The 19,612-nt window shown below is 61.4% G+C and carries 13 protein-coding genes; 7 read left to right on the top strand and 6 right to left on the bottom strand.

The window, feature by feature from the left end; genetic code table 11:
- The first annotated feature begins 133 nt into the window (after nt 1-133).
- Nucleotides 134-583, top strand: coding sequence for a nucleoside deaminase (locus tag HMPREF9720_RS12035; RefSeq protein ID WP_009598608.1), 450 nt, complete (start codon nt 134-136; stop codon nt 581-583).
- A gap of 93 nt (nt 584-676) precedes the next feature.
- A complete protein-coding gene (locus HMPREF9720_RS12030) occupies nt 677-1,636 on the top strand; it encodes a tetratricopeptide repeat protein (protein ID WP_009598590.1) in 960 nt (319 codons plus the stop codon).
- 302 nt (nt 1,637-1,938) lie between these two features.
- Here the strand turns inward: HMPREF9720_RS12030 and queG are convergent, their stop codons facing one another.
- The gene (gene queG, locus HMPREF9720_RS12025) at nt 1,939-2,847 is read right to left on the bottom strand and encodes a tRNA epoxyqueuosine(34) reductase QueG (protein ID WP_009598623.1); all 909 of its coding nucleotides are present in this window, start codon (nt 2,845-2,847) and stop codon (nt 1,939-1,941) included.
- A 99-nt stretch (nt 2,848-2,946) separates the two neighbouring features.
- On the opposite strand from queG, the gene HMPREF9720_RS12020 reads away from it, so the two are divergent.
- On the top strand, nt 2,947-4,623 hold the full coding sequence (locus HMPREF9720_RS12020) for an AMP-binding protein (protein WP_009598635.1): 1,677 nt from the start codon (nt 2,947-2,949) through the stop codon (nt 4,621-4,623).
- A 366-nt stretch (nt 4,624-4,989) separates the two neighbouring features.
- Here HMPREF9720_RS12020 and HMPREF9720_RS12015 read toward each other — a convergent pair whose 3' ends face one another.
- From HMPREF9720_RS12015 to HMPREF9720_RS12005, 3 genes are all read right to left on the bottom strand, one after another.
- On the bottom strand, nt 4,990-6,777 hold the full coding sequence (locus HMPREF9720_RS12015) for a hypothetical protein (RefSeq protein ID WP_009598646.1): 1,788 nt from the start codon (nt 6,775-6,777) through the stop codon (nt 4,990-4,992).
- Between the two features lie 253 nt (nt 6,778-7,030).
- The gene (locus HMPREF9720_RS12010) at nt 7,031-8,809 is read right to left on the bottom strand and encodes a hypothetical protein (protein ID WP_009598596.1); all 1,779 of its coding nucleotides are present in this window, start codon (nt 8,807-8,809) and stop codon (nt 7,031-7,033) included.
- Nucleotides 8,810-8,821: 12 nt separating this feature from the next.
- Nucleotides 8,822-9,223 carry a hypothetical protein gene (locus HMPREF9720_RS12005; protein WP_039940610.1) on the bottom strand — a complete coding sequence of 134 codons (402 nt, stop codon included), beginning with the start codon at nt 9,221-9,223 and terminating at the stop codon, nt 8,822-8,824.
- On the opposite strand from HMPREF9720_RS12005, the gene HMPREF9720_RS12000 reads away from it, so the two are divergent.
- Complete coding sequence (locus HMPREF9720_RS12000) at nt 9,222-9,833, top strand: hypothetical protein (protein ID WP_009598655.1); 612 nt, start codon at nt 9,222-9,224, stop codon at nt 9,831-9,833. The genes HMPREF9720_RS12005 and HMPREF9720_RS12000 overlap by 2 nt on opposite strands.
- A 109-nt stretch (nt 9,834-9,942) precedes the next feature.
- Here the strand turns inward: HMPREF9720_RS12000 and HMPREF9720_RS11995 are convergent, their stop codons facing one another.
- Nucleotides 9,943-13,173, bottom strand: a complete 3,231-nt coding sequence (locus tag HMPREF9720_RS11995) for a glycosyltransferase family 117 protein (RefSeq protein ID WP_009598648.1) — start codon at nt 13,171-13,173, stop codon at nt 9,943-9,945.
- Between the two features lie 300 nt (nt 13,174-13,473).
- On the opposite strand from HMPREF9720_RS11995, the gene HMPREF9720_RS11990 reads away from it, so the two are divergent.
- Together HMPREF9720_RS11990 and HMPREF9720_RS11985 are read left to right on the top strand one after the other, a co-directional pair.
- Nucleotides 13,474-15,516: an alpha-L-fucosidase gene (locus HMPREF9720_RS11990; protein ID WP_009598658.1), complete on the top strand. Its 2,043-nt coding sequence runs from the start codon at nt 13,474-13,476 to the stop codon at nt 15,514-15,516.
- A gap of 198 nt (nt 15,517-15,714) precedes the next feature.
- Complete coding sequence (locus HMPREF9720_RS11985; RefSeq protein ID WP_022044497.1) at nt 15,715-16,383, top strand: M15 family metallopeptidase; 669 nt, start codon at nt 15,715-15,717, stop codon at nt 16,381-16,383.
- A 123-nt stretch (nt 16,384-16,506) separates the two neighbouring features.
- Here the strand turns inward: HMPREF9720_RS11985 and HMPREF9720_RS11980 are convergent, their stop codons facing one another.
- Nucleotides 16,507-17,928, bottom strand: a complete 1,422-nt coding sequence (locus HMPREF9720_RS11980) for a DEAD/DEAH box helicase (RefSeq protein ID WP_009598643.1) — start codon at nt 17,926-17,928, stop codon at nt 16,507-16,509.
- Nucleotides 17,929-18,117: 189 nt separating this feature from the next.
- Between HMPREF9720_RS11980 and cysS the strand changes: the two genes are divergently transcribed.
- The gene (gene cysS / locus HMPREF9720_RS11975; protein WP_009598654.1) at nt 18,118-19,593 is read left to right on the top strand and encodes a cysteine--tRNA ligase; all 1,476 of its coding nucleotides are present in this window, start codon (nt 18,118-18,120) and stop codon (nt 19,591-19,593) included.
- The last annotated feature ends 19 nt before the right edge of the window (nt 19,594-19,612 follow it).

Raw genomic sequence — 19,612 nt, 5'->3', positions numbered from 1 at the left:
TTTTTGTTCAATTTGTCCTTGCAACCCGCAAAGTTAAACAAAAGATGCGAAATAAGGAATCCCGGAAGATATTATTTGTGCTGCGGAGCAGTCGCAAAGAGTTTTTTGCTTACTTTTGCAAAAAATCCCGCTCGTGGAAGACCTGAAAAAAACCGATGAAAAATTCATGCGTCTCGCACTAAACGAGGCGCGCAAAGCGTTACAGTTGCAGGAAGTGCCCATCGGCGCGGTGGTCGTGGCTGACGGCGCGGTCGTGGGACGCGGCCATAATCTGGTCGAGACGCTCTCCGATCCTACGGCCCATGCCGAGATGCAGGCGCTGACCGCCGCCGCATCCACCCTCGGCGGCAAATACCTGCAGGGCTGCACGCTGTACGTCACCGTCGAACCGTGCATCATGTGCGCCGGAGCCACAGGCTGGGCGCAGGTGGGCCGCGTGGTGTGGGGCGCCGACGACCCGAAGAAGGGTTACAGACGCTATTCGGAGACGGTGTTCCATCCTAAAACGACGGTGGTGCGGGGCGTGCTCGGCGAAGAATGCGAGGAGTTGATGACCTCTTTTTTCGCAGGTTTGCGCAATTAGATTTTGAAAAAAAAGAAAAAAAATATACTTTTGCGATCAACGTATCCGAAAACGGGTGCACGAACTGAAAAACTTTAAAAAACGGAATAGGAAATGAAAAAATTATTGGTATCGGTAATCGCGCTGCTGGCAACGGTGTCGCTTTCGGCGCAGGATCTTACGGCGGTGTATAACGAAGCTGCAGCAGCTTTCGGAAACAAGGACTTCGCGGGAGCCGCCGCAAAATTCGAAGAGGTAATCGACAAGGGCATGGACGACGAGACCGCCGCTTCGCTGGTGGCCACCGCCAAGACCACGCTTCCCAAATGCTACTTCATGCTGGGCGGCAGTGCACTGAAAACCAAGAATTACGAGGAGGCGCTGAAGAATTTCACCAAGTCGGCCGAGCTGTCGGAGCTTTACGGCGATATGAACCAGATGGCCAAATCGAACGGCTGGGTTGCCAAGATTTACCAGATACAGGGCGGCGACGCTTTCAACAATAAGGATTACGCGACCGCTTCGGAGATTTTCGCCAAGGGTTACGCCGCTGACCCCGACAATACGGGCATGGCGCTCAATCTGGCGATGAGCTACTGCGAAATGGCGATGAGCAGCGGCGACATGGCACAGTATGAGAAGGGTATGGAGGTTTACGAGGCCATCGCCGCCAAGACCCATCCCAAATACGCCGAGGATGTAGCCAAGGCCAAGGAGGGCATGGCGCTCTATACCAATAATATGGTTGCCAAGATGCAGGCTGCCAACGATTTCGACGGCATTATCAAGATGGCCGACGACCTGCTGGCCAAGAATCCCGAAAGCGCACTCGCCCAGAACGTTCGTCTGCAGGCTTATGCCAACAAGAAGGACTATGCGAAGGTGATCGAGCTGGGACAGGCCGCTGCTGACGCGCAGACCGACGCTGCCGACAAGAGCCTGATGTACTACCTGCTGGGCGCCGCCTACAACGCCAAGGAGATGAAGCCGCAGGCTATCGCCGCATTCAAGCAGGTGACCGACGGTCCCGCCGCCGAGAATGCCAAGGCAGCCCTCGCGGAGCTTTCGAAATAGGAATATTCATCCATGCGATACGAAGCGGGTCCCTTTGCGGGGATCCGCTTTTTTCGTGCCGTCGGGGAGGGGCTTCTTGTGCAGTCGGGGCGATTTCTCGGACTGCCGGGGCTTCTTGCGCAGTCGGGGGAGGGGGGCGGATTGCCGGGGCGAATCATCGCGCTGGCGGAGTGACTTTTCGTACCGCCGGGAGCTTCTTGCGCAGTCGGGGGAGGGGCGGATTGCCGGGGCGAATCATCGCGCTGACGGAGTAAATTTCCATACCGCCGAAGCGACGTCTTTTGGCGCCGGGGCGAAAGCGCTTATTCTGTTTTGATATTGCCGCGGATGCGCGCCAGACCGCTGCGGGTCAGGGGCGTTGCGCCCATGCGGGCTTCGAACTCAGTTTCGTCCAACGCCATCCACGCTGCGGCATCCATCGTCAGCGGGTCGAAGACGGGATCGAACGCCCGATTGGCGTGCATCGGCGCCTTCTGGTTGTGGGGACAGCAGCTCTGGCAGCGGTCGCAGCCGAAAATCCAGCCGTCGAGGTCGATTCCTCCGGACGGCTCCCGTTCGATGGTGTGGCACGAGATGCAGCGACCCGTGTCGATCACCTTCGGGACGACGATGGCGCCCGTGGGACAGCTCTCGATGCAGTTGCGGCAGCGGCCGCAGCGGGACCCTTCGAACGGGGCGTCGTAGGCGTCGGCTTCGTCGGTCAGGAGCAGCTCGCCCAGCAGGACATAGGTGCCGTGGCGGGGCGTGACGAGCAGCGACTGGCGGCCTATCCAGCCCAGTCCGGCCTCTACGGCGAGCTGTTTTTCGAGCAGCGGGGCCGTATCGACGAACGCCCGGCCGCCGAGTCCGGGATCGGCGGCTTTGAGATGTTCCAGCATGCCGTTCAGCATTCCCTTTATCGTCGTGTGGTAGTCCGCCGTGCAGGCATAGGAGGCGATTTTGGTGCGGTGTCCGGGGGGATACCCTTCGCCGATGCGGTTTTTGTAACTTACGGCGCAGACCACCGCCGTACGCGCCCCTTCGACGAGTTTGCGCGGATCGGCGCGTTTCTCGACATTGCGTTCCATGTAGGTCAGCGACGACTGATACCCCTTGCCCAGCCACGCCCGGAGCCACGCCTCGTTCTGAGCCATGTGGCCGCAGGGCGCAAGGCCGCAGAGATCGAATCCTGCGTCGGCGGCAAGTTTTTTGATGTGCTGATAGTCGAGCATAGTGATAAATTTGTCCCAAAAATAGTGTTTTTTAACCGGAAATTAGTAATTTCGCCCCAAACTTTCACGTTATTCGGACGTAGTTGAAAACGAAAAATTATGACCATCAATACACTTTACGAACTGGCTCGCAACAGCGTGGAAAAGTTCGCGTCGAAAGTCGCATTTTCGATGTTCGAAGGCGACGACGTGACTTACGCCGAGGTGGACCGTCGTATTGCCAAGGTGCAGGAAATCCTTACGGGAGCCGGCCTGCAGGCCGGCGACAAGGTGGCCCTGCTGAGCAGCAACATGCCCAACTGGGGCGTCTGCTACTTTGCCGTCACTTCGGCCGGCATGATCGCCGTGCCGATTCTTCCGGACTTTTCGGGCGAAGAGCTGGACATGATCATCGAGCATTCGGAGGCCCGTGCGCTGCTCGTCTCCGACAAACTTTTCACCAAACTTTCGAAAGAGACCATCGGACGGCTCAACGTCGTGGTCCGCACCAAGAACCTCGGAGTCATCGCCCAGCAGGTCCATGCCCAAGGTTCGACGGCGGTGCCCAAACCCGATGATCTGGCGGTCATCATCTATACTTCGGGAACTACCTCCAAGCCCAAGGGCGTGATGCTGACCCATTCGGCGCTTTGCGCGCAGGTGGGCATTTCGTCGAGCATCTTCCCCGTGCAGCCCGACGACGTATTCCTTTCGGTGCTGCCGCTCTCCCATACGTACGAATGTTCGATCGGCATGATCTATCCCTTCTCGATGGGCGCGCAGGTCGTATATCTGGACCGTCCGCCCACGGCCTCGGCCCTGATGCCGGCGTTGCGCGCGGTGCGTCCCTCGGTGATGCTGATCGTGCCGCTGATCATCGAAAAAATCTACCGCTTGCAGGTGCTCGCCAAATTCAAGTCCACCGGATTCTGGCGCACGCTCTATAAGATCGGCTTCATGCGCCGTTACCTGCACCGCGTCGCGGGCAAGAAACTGCTCAAGCTCTTCGGCGGCCGCCTGCGTTTCCTCGGAATCGGCGGCGCGAAGCTCGACGGAGACGCCGAAAAATTCCTGCTGGAGGCCAAGGTGCCTTACGCCATCGGTTACGGACTTACCGAGACTGCGCCGCTGCTGGCCGGTGCCGCGCCCTCGCAGGTGCGGCTCGGTTCGACCGGTCCGCAGGCTCCGGGCGTCGAACTGCGGCTGGAGAATATCAATCCCGATACCCGTCAGGGCGAGATCGTGGCGCACTCGCCCAGCGTCATGCTCGGCTATTTCAAGAATCCCGAAGCCACGAAGGAGGTATTTACGGCCGACGGCTGGTTCCGGACGGGCGACCTCGGCGAATTCGACAAGGACGGATGGCTCTATATCAAGGGGCGTCTGAAAAACATGATCGTGGGGCCGGGCGGCGAAAATATCTATCCGGAGGACATCGAAACCGTCCTCAATTCGCATGTCTACATCGCCGATTCGATCGTCACCGAACAGCAGGGCCGTCTGGTGGCCCTCGTGCACTTCAACCGCGACGAGATCGAAAGCATGATCGACGACTGGCGCGAGGAGTGGACCTCCAAGAAAGAGGCGTTGGAGGCCAAGACCGAACAGCTTAAAAAAGAGATTCTGGATTTCGTGAATGCCAAGGTCAACCGTTTTTCGCGTATCTCGGAGGTCGTCGAGGAGAAGGACGACTTCGTCAAAACCCCGACGCACAAAATCAAGCGTTTCCTCTACAGCAAGAAGAAGGAGTCCGGAACTCCGGGGGAGCACCCTGCCGGACGGCCCGAAACCAAATAGGGGCTTCGGATATTGTGGAATAAGAAATACCGCACTTTTCGGAGTGCGGTATTTTTTTTCGCTTTCTCTGCAACCCTTTTTTGTCGGGCTGCGGTTTCCACGCTGCGGTCCTCGCCTGCCTGCTGCGGTCTCGCTATCGGCCGGTCGCTGCTGCGGCATCGACGGTCAGGAACGGGACGCTCTCCGCATCGGGAAGCACGGCGCGTTCGGTTCGAGTCTGCACGATCTCCTTATAGTGGGCCGAGAGGTCCAGTTCGGCGTTTTTGAGACCTTTGGTGCCCGGTCTCTGGCTTTTGAAAGCCGGCGGCCGTGAAGAGCAGGCAGAGCGCCGTGTTCAGGAGTTTGATTCGCATGGCTTCCGGGGTTTTACTGCATGATGACCGATTCGAGCTGCCGCATGTAGGCGGGATCGGTGGCGGTGAAGCGGAAGCGGCCGTTCCAGCCTCCCCATAACTGGCCTACCTTGAGCAGAACATGGTTCCAGCCCTTTTCGAGCGGAATGCCTTCGATGCGCTGCGGCAGGGCGGGGTTGTCCTGCCGTTTGACCGCGTTGTCGAGAAGGTTGCCGTTGACGTATACGGCCAGTTTGTCGTCCGCCGCGAATTCCAGATCGAGACGGGGCATGTTGGGTTCCAGCAGCAGGTTGACCAGCGACCGGGGGCTGAACAGCCAGAAACTCAGGTAAACGGCGCAGTCTTTCTGCTCGCCCTTGAGGTTCATCGTTTCGAAGTTCCAGAATCCCTCTTCGTTGCTGTCCATGGCGCCCCAATATCTTCCGGCGAGGTAGTCGCGGGCCATGACCTCGTCCATGCTTCCGCCGGCATAGGTGCCGCTCAGCAGGGCGTGTACGACCGTGCCGTTCCGGTCGAGCGCCGCCGGGATATGGCGCGGGCGGCCGTTGAACCGTGCGCCCAGATTGTGCAGCATTTCATGGATCAGCGCACTGCCCTTGTTGCCCAGCACGAAGGGGTCGATCGCCGAGAGCAGCAGCTCGCCCCGGCCGGCCTCGCTGCGGAGCAGTACGCTGCCGAGCGGCTTGCTCTCCCGCTCGCTGCGGAGCACCTGCCCGGTTTTGATGTTCTCTTCCTGATAGTTCCATTTGCTCCAATCCGTGTTGCAGGGGTCGAGCAGGGTGGCGTAGGCGTCGCCGGAGGTCATCACGAAGCTGGAAACCGGCTCTTTGGTCCGTTCGTTGAAATAGAGCGTCGAAAGGTCCTGACCGTTGAGCAGCGAGTGTCTGCCGCGTATGATGTAGCTGGCGGCATTGCGCGGAGTGAGCGTCACGGCGTGGCCGCCGAGCTTTTCGACCAGCGGAAGCGCCGCGGGCGAGATGTTCCATACCAGCAGGGTGCTTCCGGCGCCGAGTGCGGCGCGGAGCCGTTCGACGAGGGCCGGATCTTCCGCCGGGCGGATGCCGTCGAGCAGGATGAGCTGGTTGCGTCGCGTGTCGAGCGGTCGGAATGCCACGGACAGCTCTTCGAACTGCCTTTCGGCCTTCGATTCCGGATCGGCGGAGATCCACACGACGTCGCGGGCGGCCGGAACCGGTTCGCTGATCCCGGTGTGTTTGCGTACGGCCCATTTGTTGGGCAGGGCGGCATAGGTGTCGCTGAATGCGGCTTTCACGCCCTCGAACAACGCCCACGGGCGGTACAGCGGAAGCCGGGGATCGTAACCGGGGTTGAATGTGGTGGTGTAGGGGCCGAGCCGTTCGGGCTGGACGCCCGGAACTCCTTCCCGGTAGGGGCCGAACCAGATGCCGTCCTCCGCTTCCACGGGACGGGTGATGTCGTCGAGTCCGATTTCGAGCGGCTGCACGCCGTACCACGCGAGGTTGGAAATCGAGGCGTAGCAGGCATCCAGACCGCGCTGCATGGAGATCGTTTCGAACGCTTCGCCCGCGAGTCCCTCCATGCGGCCTTCCTGCGATTCGAAGGCGCGGTCGCCGTTGACTACCGAGACGTGGGCCGGGGTTCCGGCGTAGCACATGCCCATCTCGCCGACGCCCCACGGTTTGCTCTTGCTCTTCCATTCGAGCATCAGCGGCATGTTGCAGTAATGACCGATGACGGTCGGCAGGTCGGTGTCGGTCTGGGTCTCGCCGTCGCCCGAAATCCAGTTGCGCGTATGGTCGCATTCACGGGTGATGCGCACCCATTCGTTGATCTCGGCGATGTTGCGTTCGACGATCGGTTCGGGGGCGTGGACTTCCAGCGGCCGTTCAGGCAGATTTCGTCCCGGCAGGGACGTTCGGGAGTCGCAACGAAACCCTCTTGGGGCGCAAACGGCCGGTCGAACCGGGTCTGCGACTGCGCGGAATTTTCCGCGCCGTACAGGCCGCCCAGCAGCAACAGTAGCGGTAGCAGTTTTTTAGTCATGGCGGATAATTGTTGATCGGTTGGTTATTTTAATGCGTGTTTTCTTGCAGGTAGTTTTTCAGCAGCAGGTAATTGTTCCATAGCCGCTGGTTGATCGAGGTCAGGATGCCCATTTCGCCGCGTGACCCGGTGCGCGAAACATAGGTGCGGATCAGCTCTTCGACGGGGGCGGATTCCAACTCGCGGAGCGCCGCGGCGCAGGCTTCGCGCGATGCGGGACGGTTCTCCGCAAGGGTTTTGTCGCGCAGCTCCCAGCCCGGAGCCATCGCCCGTACGACCTTGTCCAGCAGCAACTCGAACGAGAGCATGGCCCGGAAACTTTTCAGGTTGCGGCGCTGCTGCGGCGTCTGCTCTTTGTCCTGCACGGCGTCGATGGCGTCGATGATCCCCTGCCGCGAAGCGGCGTTCGCTTCGTCGAGCACTCCCCAGTCGGGGCGGAATGCGAAGTACTCCGGGGACTGCGGTCCCTCCCATGCGTTGGCCGTATCGACGGCGGCCATCAGGGGCGCGAGTGCGGCGGCGGCCTGCGCGCCGAAATCCTCTTCGAAATACTCCTTGTAGAGCGTTTCGACGGTCGTGTCGTCCGACGTGCGGGCGTAGCGGGCGAACGTGCGGAAGTTATAGCGGGTCTCCGCCGTGCGCCAATGAATGGCCGCCACGCCCTGAAGCCCCTGTTCGCGGGCCAGCTGTACGTGGTCTCGCATCTTGCCCACGCGCGGCTGCTGGTGCCACATCTGGTTGTCGCCTTCGAGCCACGGCACGGCCCAGACTTTGCGGTGGCGGGCGATGTCGGCGAGGAATCCGGGCTGTCGGGTGCGTCCCAGATCGGGGTTCAGACAGCTGAAGACAACCTCTTCGGGCAGCGCCCGGTCCAGTCCGCGCAGGATGCCCGGCAGTTGGCCACCGCCGCCCCAGCCGCCGATGATCAGCTTGGCGCGGGAGCCTTTCTGCCGGAGATGATCGAGCGTGCGGCGGATGTATTCGAGCGACCACACGCCCACGAAACGTTCGCTGTCGCTCTGTGCTTCTTCGAAATGGCCCGATTCCCGGCGGAACACCTCCGCGAAGGCGGGGTCGCCCAGCGCCTGTTCGACGACCACGCCCAGAAACGAATGTTCGTTGAGCCAGAGCCACACATAGTCGATGTCGGGATAGTTTTCCAGCAGGTCGTCGAGCGCCGCCCGGTGCAGTTCGACCGAGGTCGGATGGCACGGATTGGGGACCATGTTGCCTGCGCCGAGCCAGAAGAAACAGCTGCCTGCGGCGTAGAGCGAGAAATATTCGGGCGGCACGACGCCGAATTCGAAGCCCATGGCCATTTCGATATCCCGGTCGTGGGCCATGCGCAGTACGTCGCGCATCAGCCGCTGCGTGTTGCGGTAGTGTTCGTCGGGTGTTTTCGAAATCAGGGAGCAGTCGCTGCCGAAGGCTTCGGCGCCGCGCGGTACGTCGAGCGCCCGCTGCGAGCCGAACGCAAACTCCTTGAGCCGGAGCGGCAGTGCGCCCCAGCGGCAGCCGAGCGAATTGTCGAGCATGGCCTGCGGCACGATGCCCCGGTCGGAGATGCGCACCATCGGTTCGACGTAGGTGGCGTAGCGTTCGCCGCCGCCCGTGTAGTTGTGAAAACCGATGAAGTTGATGCCTTCGGCTTTGCAGTTGTCGAGGTAAACCTCGTAATCGGCTTTGTTCCAAGCTGTCGGGCCGCAGAGGAAGTTGTGCCACGGCAGCACGCCGCGGATTTCGAACGGCTCGGCCGCGAATCCGGCGGACGCCAGACAGCAGCATGCCGCGATGAAAAGGTTTTTCATGGCCTGTTGCGGTTAGAGTTCGACGGTGATCGTGCGTTTGTCGCCTTTGATGCCGCGGACCCAGATCCACGAGGCGTTTCCGATCAGTTCGGTTTCGTAACCCTTCGGGTTGTTCAGCAGACGGGGGAAGGGGCCGAAGCGGATGTCCGTGCCTTCGAACCTGCCGATGCCTTCCAGTTCGACCGTGCAGCGGCGCAGCCAGCGTTCGTGGCGGACGGTGAAGCGGATGCGGTGCGTCCGCCCGTCGGCGTCGGTGACAGGCCAGTCCACGCACTCCATCGTGTCCCACAACCACGGCAGGCGGGGCATGAGCGTCAGCCTGCGGCCTTCGCAGCGGACGCCCGCGACGATCGAGAATGCTTTGAGAATCTCGGCTTCCTGCACGAGATTGCCCTCGTCGCCGGGGTTTTCCATGATCTCGCGCCGGCCTTCGGAGTGGACTCCGACGGTGATCCGCCGCGATCCGAAGGATTTCGTCCTCACGGCAGGCGGCGATGCGGAGTATCTTGCTGCCGTGCGCGGGCTTTACGGCAAAGGGAAGCAGGCCGGGACGCTCGAATTCAAAAACCATTTCTACCTCGAACGGGGACCTTACGAGATCGTGGCTGTCGTCGATGAAAATGCGGATACGGAGCCTTTCGTGCTGGAAGGGAAATTCATCGACCTGTTCGATCCGGCGCTTCCGGTACTGACGCGCCGTGCGGTGCTGCCCGGTACGCAGGCGCTGCTTTACAATCTGGACAAGGTCGCCGATCCCGGCCGGCCGCAGGTATTGGCGTGCGCCGCCTGCGTCGAGACCGAGCGGGTGGGGCGGAACGGCTACTCGTTCATGGTCAAGGGGCCGGCTCAGACGACCAACGTCATGCGGGTGCTGCTGCCCCGGAAGCCGGTTGCGACGGACGTGACCCGAAGCGACGGAACGCCCGTGGCCGATCCCGGTTTCGAGTGGGACGAGGAGTCGCACACCTGCCTGCTGCGGTTCGAGAATGCGCCTGAGGGGGTGAACGTCGCACTCGGATTCTGAGGCGGAAGCTTCGGCGCGCTGTCTGTCCGCTTTCGGACGGCCTGCGGAAAAAACGCACACGCCCGGCAACTGCATTGCCGGGCGTGTGCGTTTCCGCTATTGCGGGTCTTTATTCGTTCATGCCTTTGGGAATCAGCGTCGTGTCGGCCTGACGGGGCTTGTCGCCGACGTCCACGAGGTTGTCTTCCGAGACTCCGAACGAACGGTAGTAGGTGTTCAGCTCCGCGACGACTTCCTTGCGTCCGGCGTAGGTCGCCAGATAGTAGATGTCGCCCAGCTGGTCGAGTTTCTCGTCGAGGATCGGCGATACCATGTCGCCCTGCGTTCCCTCGAAGCGTAGGTAGTACTCGATGTATTCGATCAGCGTTTGGGCATACTCGCGCAGCAGGGCGTCGCCCTTGGCGGCGGCCTCTTCGACGCCCATCGCCGATGCGGCGTAATAGGCTTCGAGGAAGGGGTAGGTATTGGTGTCGGTGAAACGGATCTGCCACGTAGGCATCCTTTCGAGTCCGAGGTCGAGCAGCTCGACCGCCTCCTGCGCCCGATCCTGCCGCAGCAGCTCCTTGGCGACCCGTGCGAAGGAGTCGCGTGCATGCGATGCGCTCAGGTTATACTGAATGAAGTAGTCGGCGTATACCCTCGGATCGGAGAGGTTGCCGTATCTGAAGGTGTCGCGCAGCAGCGGCGCCGCATAATCGGCGTCCACGCGCCCGATCTCCCACGGATTCTGCACCGGGGTGAGGATCGGCACGAAACGGTAGGCGTAGCCGTCGAACTGGAGGTAATCCATCAGTCCGAAATCCTGCAGGATGTAGACCTGCGTCATGTAGATAGGCCGTTTCCAGTCGAAGTTGGCCAGCATGTCGAGAATCATCAGCTGGTTCTTGTCGATCGAATTCTTGCGCAGGTTGATGTAAACCGTGTCCACCATCTTGTCGCGGTCCTTTTCGGCGACGATGCCCGATGCGATGGCGTTCTCCTTGTTCACCGGCAGTGCGATGCGCTTGGTCGGGATGTAGTCCACCATCGAACCGTCGGCCATCTTGATTTTGGAGTCCGGATGGTCGGTGCGGATGAAGTCCATCACCTCCTTGATATCGACGCTGCGGTTGACGCGGTCGTAGACCGGCACCCAGTCGTTTACGAAGGTGTATTTGCTCTTCGGCAGCGAGAAGGGCACGCCCGGCGCGTCGTTGGCCTTGGTCTTCATCTCGTCGATGTACCATTCGCCGCCCAGATAGGAGGTGTTCATGATGCGCACGTCGGGACGTACGCCGTAAACCTCCTGATTGTTCCACAGCGGGAAGGTGTCGTTGTCGCCGTAATTGAGGATGATCGAGTTGGGCAGCGTGGACATCAGGTAGTTCCAGCCGATGTCGCGCGCCATGTAGCGGTGCGAACGGTCGTGGTCGTCCCAGTTCTGCGCCGCGAGGATCGTCGGGACGACCATGCAGACCGCCGTCGCGGCAACTGCCGCGGTGACGTTTTTACGCTTGGTGAGCCATGCGACGAGGTCGCGGATCGCCAGCACGCCGAAGCCGATCCAGATCGAGAACGCATAGAACGAACCCGCGTAGACGTAGTCGCGTTCGCGCGGTTCGCCCGGCGAGGTGTTGAAATAGAACACCAGCGCGATGCCCGTCATGATGAAGAGCCAAAGGACGATCGAGAAGTTGCGTTCGTCGCGGTTCAGCTGGTAGATCAGTCCGATCAGTCCCAGCAGGAAGGGCAGGAAGTAATAGGTGTTGCGGCCCTTGTTTTCGGCGATTTCGCGGGGCAGGTCGTCCTGCGGGCCGAGGAATTTCTCGTCGATCCATTTGATGCCCGACAGCCAGTTGCCGTCGGTGATCTGCGTGCGTGTGGGCTGTATGTCGCTCTGGCGTCCCACGAAATTCCACAGGAAGTAACGCCAATACATGTACGACAGCTGGTAGTTGAAGAAGAAGTTGAGGTTCTCGGCGAACGTCGGCTCGACGATCGTGCGGTCCTCGTAACCGTCGTTGTAGAGTTTCTTACGGCCGAAATCGACTACCTCGCCCCGTATGGGACGGCCCTGTTCGTCGCGGAGGATTTCACCCTTGTCGTCGCGCATGACGTCGGTCCGGGTGCGGTAGGCGCCCCACTGCTTGTACTCCTTCTCGCCTTTGCGGGCGTCCCACATGCGGGGGAAGAAGTGTACGAATTCGGGGGAGTGGGTGTAACCCGTGATGACCGAAGCGGATTTGTATTTGCCGTCCTCGTCGAGGTAGTAGAACGATTTTTCCTTGTAGCCTTCGGGCGGCGCGGAGTAATAGGCGCCCAGCAGCAGCGGACGGTCGCCGTACTGGTCGCGGTTGAGCATCGACAGCAGTGCGTGCGGGTTGTTGGGGTTGTTGCTGTTCATCGGCGGATTGGCCGCGGCGCGGATCGTCACCGACGCGTACGACGAGAAGCCGACGAGCACCATCGTCGTCGAGAGCAGGATGATGTTCCAGACGACCTTGCCTTTGCGGTGGGTGTACCATGCGGCCCAGCCGCAGCCCAGAATCAGCGCCAGCGCGAAGAGCACGATGCCCGAATTGACGGGCAGGCCGAGCGTATTGACGAAAAAGAGATCGACCATCGCCCCGACATAGACCGTGTAGGGGATGATGATGTTGTTGATGAAGAGCAGGATGGCGCCCGCGATCAGCGTGGCGTAGACCATGCCTTTGAAGGTCACCTTCTCCGTCTTACGGAAATAGTAGATGAATACCAGCGCCGGAATGGTCAGCAGGTTGAGGATGTGCACGCCGATCGAAAGGCCCATCATGTAGGCGATCAGCACGATCCAGCGCGACGAATGGGGTTCGTCGGCCTCCTCTTCCCATTTGAGCATCAGCCACACCACGAGCGCCGTGAACATCGACGAGAGGGCGTATACCTCGCCCTCGATGGCCGAGAACCAGAACGTGTCGGTGAAGGTGTAGGCCAGCGCGCCGACGATGCCTGCGCCGAGGACGGCCAGCGTGTTGGCCTGCGTCAGCTCACCGCCGCCGCGAGTCACCAGACGCCGTGCCAGATGGGTGATGGTCCAGAACAGGAACAGGATGCAGAATGCGCTGGCGATGGAGTTCATGGCGTTTACGGCCACTCCCACGTAGTCGGGATTGCCAAAGGCGAACAGGGTCGCCAGCCGGGCCAGCATCATGAACAGCGGTGCACCGGGAGGGTGCCCGACTTCGAGTTTGTAGGAAGTTGCAATGAATTCCGAGCAGTCCCAGAGGCTCGAAACGGGTTCCATCGTCATCAGGTAGACCGCGGCGGCGATGGCGAAGACCGCCCAGCCGACGATGTTGTTCCAGCGTTTGAAGAATGTCATATTGTTTTCGGTATGTTCGCTTTGTTTCGTGCAAAAGTAATCATTTAACGGCGAAATCCAATCAATATTACCCGCCGAGGCGGAAAGTTTTTATTTTTAGGGCTTTTCGGCGGCCGGGCCGCGGGGGCTTCTGTTTCAGGCTCTCTGCCGGAGGCGGCAGGCGCTGCGCGGGCGGACGCCGGTCGTCATTCCCCGGTCGCGGCAGGGCCGCCGTGCGGCGAATGCGGTCGATTGTTTTTGCCGCCTGATTTTTCGTTATGTTTCCGATTTTGTTTAATTTTAACGAATAATTGTCCGTCCATGAAAAGAACGCTCTCCGTTTTTCTGCTCTTCGCGGCCGCATGCGGCCGCGTCGAAGCTCCCGCGCCGCTTTTTCCGGTGCCGAATGCCCGTCAGCTCGCTTGGCAGCAGCTGGAAACCTACGCCTTCGTCCATTACGGGCTCAATACGTTCAACGACATGGAATGGGGGTACGGCGATACTCCGGCTTCGACGTTCGACCCTGCGGATCTGGATTGCGACCAGTGGGTGCGGACGTTCCGGGCCGCCGGGATGAAAGGCGTGATGCTCACGGCCAAGCACCACGACGGGTTCTGTCTCTGGCCTTCGGCCTATACCGAGTACAGCGTGAAGAACTCCCCGTGGCGCAGCGGCAAGGGGGATTTGGTGCGGGAGCTGTCCGATGCCTGCCGCAGGCACGGACTCAAGTTCGGCATCTATCTTTCGCCTTGGGACCGCAACCATCCGGAATACGGGCGGGAGGAGTATGTCGCTTATTTCCACAACCAGATGCGCGAACTGCTCACCGGTTACGGGCCGCTTTTCGAATACTGGTTCGACGGTGCGAACGGCGGCGACGGCTGGTACGGCGGTGCGGACGAGAAGCGCAGCATCGACGCCAAGACCTATTACGGCTACGAGCGGGCGCGCCGGACGATCAACGAACTGCAGCCCGGAGCGGTGATTTTCGGCGGCACGTGCGCCGACATCCGCTGGATCGGCAACGAAGAGGGCCGGGCCGGACAGACGAATTGGAGCATGGTAAAGGGCAGCGGCGACGAACGGCTCAATGATTTCACCTGCGGCGAGTCCGACGGCGATACGTGGCTGCCGGGCGAGTGCGACGTCTCGATACGTCCGGGCTGGTTCTATCATCCGCGGGAAGACCACCAGCTCAAAAGTCTCTCGCGGCTGATCGACATCTATTATGAAAGCGTGGGGCGCAACGCCAATCTGCTGCTCAATTTTCCGGTCGATCGCTCCGGCCGCATCGCCTCTGCGGATTCCGCGCGTATCATGGAGTGGCGCCGTGCGCTCGATGCGGAGTTCGCGCACGACCTTTTCGCCGAAGCCCAAGCGACGGCCGACAACGTGCGGGGCGGGGCGCGCCGGTTCTCCGCGGCGAAGGCCGTCGACGGCAGGGCCGATACTTACTGGGCTACCGACGACGGCGTGACGGCGGCGACGCTCTCGCTGCGGTTTGAGCAGCCGCGCCGTGTGAACCGCATTTTGCTTCAGGAATATATTCCGCTCGGACAGCGCGTCGGACGCTTTGCCGTCGAATGGCTCGACGGCGATACGTGGCGGCCCGTCGAAACCGCGGAGGAAATGACGACGATCGGATACAAGCGGATCATTCGTTTCGCAGGGGTCACGACTCCGGCGCTCCGCGTCCGTTTCGGGCAGGCCCGCGGTCCGCTCTGCATCTCCAATGTGGAAGCCTACGATGCGCCCGTGCTGCTCGAAGAGCCGCGCATCGTGCGCAACGGTGCGGGCGAGGTGACGCTCGCTGCGGGCGATACGCAGGCGGAAATCCGCTATACGCTGGACGGGACGGAGCCGGGACCTTCTTCGGAGCTGTACGCGAAACCTTTTCCGATGACGGGCCGGGGCGTTGTCAAGGCGCTTGTCCGGGACCCGGAGGACCGTCGTACGAGCGCCGTGGCTTCGCGCGGTTTCGATATTCCCTGCGGGGCGTTTCGCGTGAAGGAGCTTCCGGACGAAGAGGCCGTCGGGCTTTTCGACGGCGATGTCTCGACTGTCGTCTATCTGCCCGCGGGCGTTGCGGGGTTCTCCGCCGATACGGGGGAGGAGCGGACTTTCAGGGGATTTGCCTACACGCCCGACCAAAGTCGCTGGGCGAGCGGCGTGGTGACCCGCTATCGCGTGTCGGTCGACGGCCGTACGGCGGCGGAGGGCGAATTCTCGAATATCGTCAACAATCCGGTGGAGCAGGTCGTGGAATTCGAGCCGCTGCGCGGGCGTACCGTCCGGTTCGAGGCGCTGTCGCTCGCTGCGGGCGACCGTCCCGGCATCGCGGAATTTTCGGTTCTGACGGAATAGTCGATATGCGTGTGTCGGATGGACGGCGCTATCTTCGGGGCTGCCGTTCATTTGTTTGGGAACGGCGTGCACGCGGCGTTTGCGGCGGTTCCCGGAGCCGGGCTTTGATCCGGACGGTCCGGCCTGCCGTGCGCCCGGCGGTGTCTTTTGATTTGCAGATAATTGATTATCTTTGAGCTGGAAAATGGAGATGTTGTTATGAGAAGAGTTTGGATGGTGTTTGCAGCGGTTATGATTTGCTGGGGCGTGCAGGCCCAAGAGGGCTTCGACGCCAAGATGCGCCGGGCGGGGCTGGTGGATGTGCTGGCCGTGGATTCGACGCTGCGGGTGAAGCTGATGTACTCGGCCCCGGATAATTTCATGCGCCGCGACGTCTACGGCGATCTGGAAACCGCCTACCTGCTTCCGCATTTCGCGCGCAAGGTGGCTGCGGCGCAGCGGCTGCTGCGGGAGCGCCGTCCCGGATGGCGGCTCTTGGTGTGCGACGCCGCGCGTCCGGTCAGCGTGCAGCGGCAGATGTACGAATTGGTCAAAGGTACGCCGAATCAGGTTTACGTAGCCGACGGAACGCGCGGCGGACGTCATAACTACGGCGTTGCGGTCGATGTGACGCTGCTCGACGAGACCGGCGCTCCGGTCGATATGGGAACTCCGGTCGATTTCTTCGGTGACGAGGCCCACACGGGCGACGAACCCGCGCTGGCGGCCGAGGGACGCATTTCGGCCGAAGCCTGCCGCAACCGCCAGTTGCTCGGAAGCGTGATGCGCGAAGCGGGGCTGGTGCCCTACCGCCGCGAGTGGTGGCATTACGAGGAGCCGATGGCGATGTCCGAAGTCCGGACCCGGTATAAGTTATTGGATTTCTGATCCGCGGAGGGCTGCTTTCGGCGCACTCCTCCGGATGACAAAAGGGCCGGTTGTCCGGCCCGGTTTCTGTTTTCGGCGTTTCCTTTTCAGGGACGCTTCTCCTTTTCAGGGACACTTTGCTTTTCAGGAGCGCTGCCCTTCGGATTTCCGGTCGCTGCGTCTGCGGCGGTGCGGCCTGCGGCGGCCCGGTTCGCGGTTTTCGGACGCTTGTCCTCCGCCGTTTTGCGGTTGCGGCGCGTGTGCGCTCTGGGCTTGTCCTTCCCGTTTCGGGGCGTTTCGCCTGCGTCGGCGCGGCCCTTTTGCATCTCCGCTTTGTCCGGCCGGCGTCCGGCCGTCACCGCCCTGCGCGGCCTGCTTCGGTGCACTCCGTTGGGAGGATTCCTGTTTCCGCGGGGATTTCGTGTCGGTCTGCATGCCCGGCGTGAGGCGTCCGGAATCGGGATCGAGGACAAGTCCGGTCAGTTTCTGGATGTCTTTCAGCAGCGGGCGTTCGTCTTCCGAGCAAAAGGCTATCGCCGTGCCGTCGTGTCCGGCGCGTCCCGTGCGGCCGATGCGGTGGACGTAGGTTTCGGCCACTTCCGGCAGGTCGTAATTGATGACCAGCGGCAGTTCGCTGATGTCGATGCCGCGCGCGGCGATGTCGGTGGCGATCAGTACGCGGCAGCGGCCCGCCCGGAAATCGTTCATGGCCCGTTCGCGGGCCCCCTGCGACTTGTCGCCGTGGATGGCGCGCCCCTCGATGCCCGCTTTGGTGAGGATGCGGGCGATGCGGTCCGCGCCGTGCTTGGTGCGCGAGAAAACCAGCACCGAGCCTTCGGAGCGTTCGCGCAGCAGGCTGATGAGCAGGTCTTTTTTCTCGGCCTTCTCGGCGAACATGACGCTTTGGCTGATCGTCTCGACGACCGATGCCGGAGGAGTGACGGTGACGTGCACCGGGTCGTGGAGCATCGAATTGGCCAGCGTGACGATGTCCGAGGGCATCGTCGCCGAAAAGAAGAGCGTCTGCCGCTCTTTGGGCAGCAGCGGAAGTATCCGTTTGATGTCGTGGATGAAACCCATGTCGAGCATCCGGTCGGCTTCGTCGAGCACGAAGAAGCGGATGTCGGAGAGCGAGACGTATCCCTGTCCGATCAGGTCGAGCAGGCGGCCCGGCGTGGCGACCAGCAGGTCGACGCCGCGCTGCAGGGCGTCCACCTGCGGACGCTGGTTGACGCCGCCGAAGATCACGCAGTGGCGCAGGTCGGTGTAGCGGGCATAGTCGCGGCAGCACTCGTCGATCTGGATCGCCAGTTCGCGCGTGGGCGTGAGCACCAGCGCCTTGATGGGGCGGCGTCCTTTGGTGCGGGGCCGGGCCGAGAGCAGCTGCAGGATCGGCAGCGTGAAGGCCGCCGTCTTGCCCGTTCCTGTCTGGGCGCAGCCCATCAGGTCGCGTCCTTCGAGTGCGGGCGGAATGGCCTGCTCCTGAATGGGTGTGGGGGTGACGTAGCCCTTCTCGGCTACGGCGTGCATGATGGGTTCTATGAGGTTCAGTTCCTTGAATGTCATTGCATATCGGTTTTATTCCGGTTCTGGGAGCCGGATAATTCGTATTGTCGCATAATATACGGTAGGGAAAAACGGGTGGCGTCAGACCGGCGCGTGCTATTATTGTCGCCGCAAAGGTACGATTAATTCCGCGATTCTGGCGCATGTCGATTAAATTTCTTATTTTTGCGGTAAATTTTTCGGATAATTATGGAATCGAAACTCGTACTTTACAATACGCTCACCCGCCGCAAGGAGGAGTTCGAGCCTTTGACTCCCGGCCGCGTGGGCATGTATGTCTGCGGCCCCACGGTCTACGGCGACCCGCATCTGGGCCACGCCCGTCCGGCCGTGACGTTCGACCTGCTGTTCCGCTACCTCAAGGCCTGCGGCTACAAGGTGCGTTACGTGCGCAACATCACGGACGTGGGACATCTGGAGCACGACGCCGACGAGGGAGAGGACAAGATCGCCAAGAAGGCCCGGCTCGAACAGCTGGAGCCGATGGAGGTGGCCCACTACTACACGGAGCGTTACCACCGTGCGATGGAGGCCCTGAACGTCGAGACGCCCTCGATCGAACCCTATGCGTCGGGACATATCATCGAGCAGATCGAGTTCGTGAAGAAGATTCTGGCCGACGGGTTCGCCTACGAGTCGAACGGCTCGGTCTACTTCGACGTGGAAAAGTACAACCGGAAATACAATTACGGTCGGCTTTCGGGCCGCAATCTCGACGATATCGTCGCCAACACCCGCGAGCTGGACGGTCAGAGCGACAAGCGCCATTCGTACGACTTCGCGTTGTGGAAGAAGGCGTCGCCCGAACATATCATGCGCTGGCCTTCGCCGTGGAGCGAGGGATTCCCCGGCTGGCATATGGAGTGCTCGGCCATGAGCACCCGCTATCTGGGCGAGCGTTTCGACATCCACGGCGGCGGCATGGACCTGATGTTCCCGCACCACGAATGCGAGATCGCGCAGTCCACGGCGGCGCTGGGCCACGATTCGGCCCGCTACTGGGTGCACAACAACATGATTACGATCAACGGCCAGAAGATGGGCAAGTCGCTGGGCAACTTCATCACCCTCGAAGAGCTTTTCACCGGCAGCCACAAACTGCTGGCGCAGGCCTATTCGCCGATGACGATCCGTTTCTTCGTGCTGCAGGCGCAGTACCGCTCGACGCTCGACTTCTCGAACGAGGCGCTGCAGGCCGCCGAGAAGGGACTCGACCGCCTGATGAAGGGCGTCGAGGCGCTCGGCAGGATTAAGCCCGCCGACGTCTCGACGGTCAATCCGGCCGAACTGGAGGAGCGGTGCCGTGCGGCGATGGACGACGACCTGAATTCGCCGATGGTCATTTCGGCGCTGTTCGACTGGGTGCGCGTCATCAACCAGCTTGCGGAGGGCCGGCAGACCATCACGGCCGCTGACCTCGAAACGCTGAAGACGACCGTTCGCCGCTATGCGTTCGACATCCTCGGCCTGCGCGACGAGAAGGCCGCCGGCTCGGCTTCGGGCCGCGACTACGTGACGCCGCTGGTCGAGATGCTGCTCGATGAACGTCTGAAGGCTCGCGCCGCGAAGGATTGGGCCGCTTCCGACCGTATCCGCGACGGGCTGGCCGCCGCCGGAATCCGCGTCAAGGACCGCAAGGACGGCAGCGACTGGGAGCTGGAATAGCTGTCTCCCGATTTTCGGG

It is taken from the genome of Alistipes sp. HGB5, assembly GCF_000183485.2.
GTDB lineage: Bacteria > Bacteroidota > Bacteroidia > Bacteroidales > Rikenellaceae > Alistipes > Alistipes finegoldii.
The sequence above is the reverse complement of the archived record's forward strand: the minus strand, read 5'-3'. Positions and strand labels throughout refer to the sequence as shown.